Source organism: Streptomyces sp. NPDC041135 (assembly GCF_055592085.1).
Genome location: NZ_JBVIYZ010000092.1, coordinates 1 through 2,447, shown reverse-complemented (window position 1 = coordinate 2,447; position 2,447 = coordinate 1). Strand labels below are relative to the sequence as shown.

General features: G+C 66.6%; 2 protein-coding genes and 3 pseudogenes. 2 read left to right on the top strand and 3 right to left on the bottom strand.

What is annotated here, in order from left to right; genetic code table 11:
- The coding region (locus ACZ6CZ_RS37950) for a transposase (RefSeq protein WP_469030662.1) at nt 1–228 on the top strand (228 nt) is incomplete at its 5' end.
- Nucleotides 229–247: 19 nt separating this feature from the next.
- Here the strand turns inward: ACZ6CZ_RS37950 and ACZ6CZ_RS37945 are convergent.
- Nucleotides 248–718: pseudogene (locus ACZ6CZ_RS37945) on the bottom strand (transposase); the annotation flags it as partial.
- A gap of 87 nt (nt 719–805) precedes the next feature.
- Between ACZ6CZ_RS37945 and ACZ6CZ_RS37940 the strand changes: the two are divergent.
- Nucleotides 806–1,883, top strand: a protein-coding gene (locus ACZ6CZ_RS37940; RefSeq protein ID WP_469030660.1) for an IS630 family transposase whose coding sequence is annotated in 2 segments (ribosomal slippage) — nt 806–1,317 and nt 1,316–1,883 — 1,080 coding nt in all. Because the reading frame shifts where the segments join, the coding sequence is not laid out codon by codon here.
- A 9-nt stretch (nt 1,884–1,892) separates the two neighbouring features.
- On the opposite strand, the pseudogene ACZ6CZ_RS37935 reads toward ACZ6CZ_RS37940, so the two are convergent.
- Both ACZ6CZ_RS37935 and ACZ6CZ_RS37930 read right to left on the bottom strand, forming a co-directional pair.
- Nucleotides 1,893–2,161: pseudogene (locus tag ACZ6CZ_RS37935) on the bottom strand (transposase); the annotation flags it as partial.
- A pseudogene (locus ACZ6CZ_RS37930) lies at nt 2,135–2,326 on the bottom strand (transposase family protein); the annotation flags it as partial. The pseudogenes ACZ6CZ_RS37935 and ACZ6CZ_RS37930, both read right to left, overlap by 27 nt.
- Nucleotides 2,327–2,447 lie beyond the last annotated feature (121 nt).

The following is a 2,447-nucleotide window of genomic DNA, read 5'->3' as shown; positions in this document are numbered from 1 at the left end:
GACCGCGACTGGCTCACCGTCTTCCAACTGCCGCCCTACGCACCCGACCTCAACCCGGTCGAGGGCATCTGGTCCGTCCTACGACGCACCACCACGGCCAATCGTGCCTTCGCCGACCCTGACGATCTGATCACCGCCGTCCGGCGCGGCCTACGCCAGCTCCAGTACCGCCCCGACGTCCTCGACGGCTGCCTCACAGGCACCAGCCTCCGGCACCAGCCACCATGACGACATCACGCATTCAAGGTCAGTAGTAGGTTCCTCGCCAGGTTGGTGTGGTCTCGTCTGTTATGCGCTTGGCGTCGATCGAGGCGATGTGGATCATGGGTTCGGAGCTGGTGGCGAGGGTCTCGTAGTCGCGGGCGAGTCGGCGGTGCATCATGATCCAGCCGATACTCCGCTCCACTACCCAGCGCCTTACGTGAAAGCCGCGAACTCCGGGGTTTCTGTGGACCACTTCGACGTCGATCCCCAGGCGGGCGCCGTGCTCGACAACGGAATTCTTGAAGCCGGTATCCACCCAGCTTTTCGCGATGGCCGGGTAGGTCTCTTTTACCTGGTCGAGGAGGCGTATGCCCATGGCGTTCTCGGAGAGGCCCGCGCCGGCGAGGACCAGGCCGATCGTGTCGGTGAGGATGCCGCGCTTCCGGCCCACGATCTTCTTCGCGGCATCGGTTCCCTGGCTGGCCACGGGCACGTTGGTGGAGGTCTTGATGCTCTAGGTGTCGATACTGACTTCGGCTCGTCAGGGTGAATCTTCGCGAAGTTCCTGAAGGGCCCGGAGCGGTGGCTGCATCTCTGCTGTGTGAGGTATGCGGATGGGGGCGGGCTGACCGCTGCGGGGCGGCAGCGCCGGGAGACTATACGGATGCAGGCGGCCGAGCTGTTCGAGCGGAAGATCAAGCTGCCGGAGGTCGCAAGACGCCTCCGGGTGAGCCTGAAATCGGCCTACCAGTGGCACCAGCTGTGGCGGGACGGCGGTCGTGAGGCTCTGGCCTCCCGTGGCCCGGGCGGGTCGCGATGCCGTCTGTCTCCGCGCTGCTTGGAGAAGCTCGCCGGGTATCTCGAGCGAGGGCCGGCCGCGCATGGCTGGGTGGAGGATCAGGTATGGACCGCGGCGAGGGTGGCCACGCTGATCGGCAGGAAGTTCCACGTCTCCTACAGCGTCTCGGGTGCAACGAGGCTGATGCATCGGCTCGGCTTCAGCCCGCAGGTGCCCGCGCGACGGGTCGCCGAGCGAGATGAGCAGGCCGTGACCGCGTGGAAGGAGGCGACCTGGGCTGAGGTAAAAGAGCCCGGGCGGCCTGCGGAGGCTACTCTGCTTCGAAGACGAAGCCGGGTTCACCCGGCGGCCGCCCAAAGGACGAACCTGGGGTCGGCGCGGTCACACCCCGGTCGTGACCGTCAGTGGCCGCCGCTCGGGGCGCCTGTCGGTGGCCGGGCTGATCGCCATGCGGCCTGGTTCCCGGACCCGGCTGTGCCATCGTCTGCGCACCCACCGAGCGGGCAAGGACAAGCGACGCAGCATGGGCGAGCGGGACTTCATCGCGCTGATCGACGGCGTTCACCAGCTCGTCAAGGCGCCGATCGTGCTGGTGTGGGACCGGCTGAACACCCACGTCTCCCACGCCATGCGCGAGCTGATCGCCGAGCGTGAATGGCTGACGGTGTTTCTGCTGCCCGCGTACTCACCCGACCTCAACCCCGTCGAGTGGGTATGGGCGCACGTCAAACGCAGCCTCGCCAACCTCGCCGTCGTCGCCCTCGACCGACTCGAGACCCTCGTACGCAACAGGCTCAAGCGCCTGCAGTACCGGCCAGACACCCTCGACGGCTTCATAGCCGGCACCGGCCTGGCCCTCGACGATCCAAAGTCACCCTGACAAGCCGAAGTCAGTAACCGAGGCGGCCGGCTCGGGTGTACGGCCCTCCCTGACGCGGGCCAGCCCGATGAGGTCGTAGTTGAGCTGGGCGAAGATTCCCTCATCTCGCCAGGCCGCGTAGTAGAAATAGACCGTGCCGTGGCCCGGGAAGTCGTGCGGGAGGTATTTCCAGGTGATCCCCGTGCGGTTGACGTAGAGGATCGCGTCAAATAGGTCACGGAGTCGACTTTGGGTGGCTGTCCGGTGGGCCTGATCCGGTGGGTGCGGGCGGCGGTCAGGTCGTGAGCCCGGCCGGGCAACGCGGGTGAGAGCCACAGCAGTCGGCCGTCCGGATCCGTGACCACCTGCACGTTCACCCCGTGCCGACGGTGCTTGTGGGAGTAGTCCGCGCGTGAGTCGCCGACCCGGTCGCACTCGGCGAGGGTGCCGTCCAGCAGGACGAAGTCGGGGTCGCTCTCACGCAGGACCTTTACGAGTTGGTGCGTGATAGTGGGTGAGGCGTGTTTGGCCTGGTCGTGGCATGTTTTCAGATGTTGGCCGTGCGGTCGGAGACGAGGCTGGCGA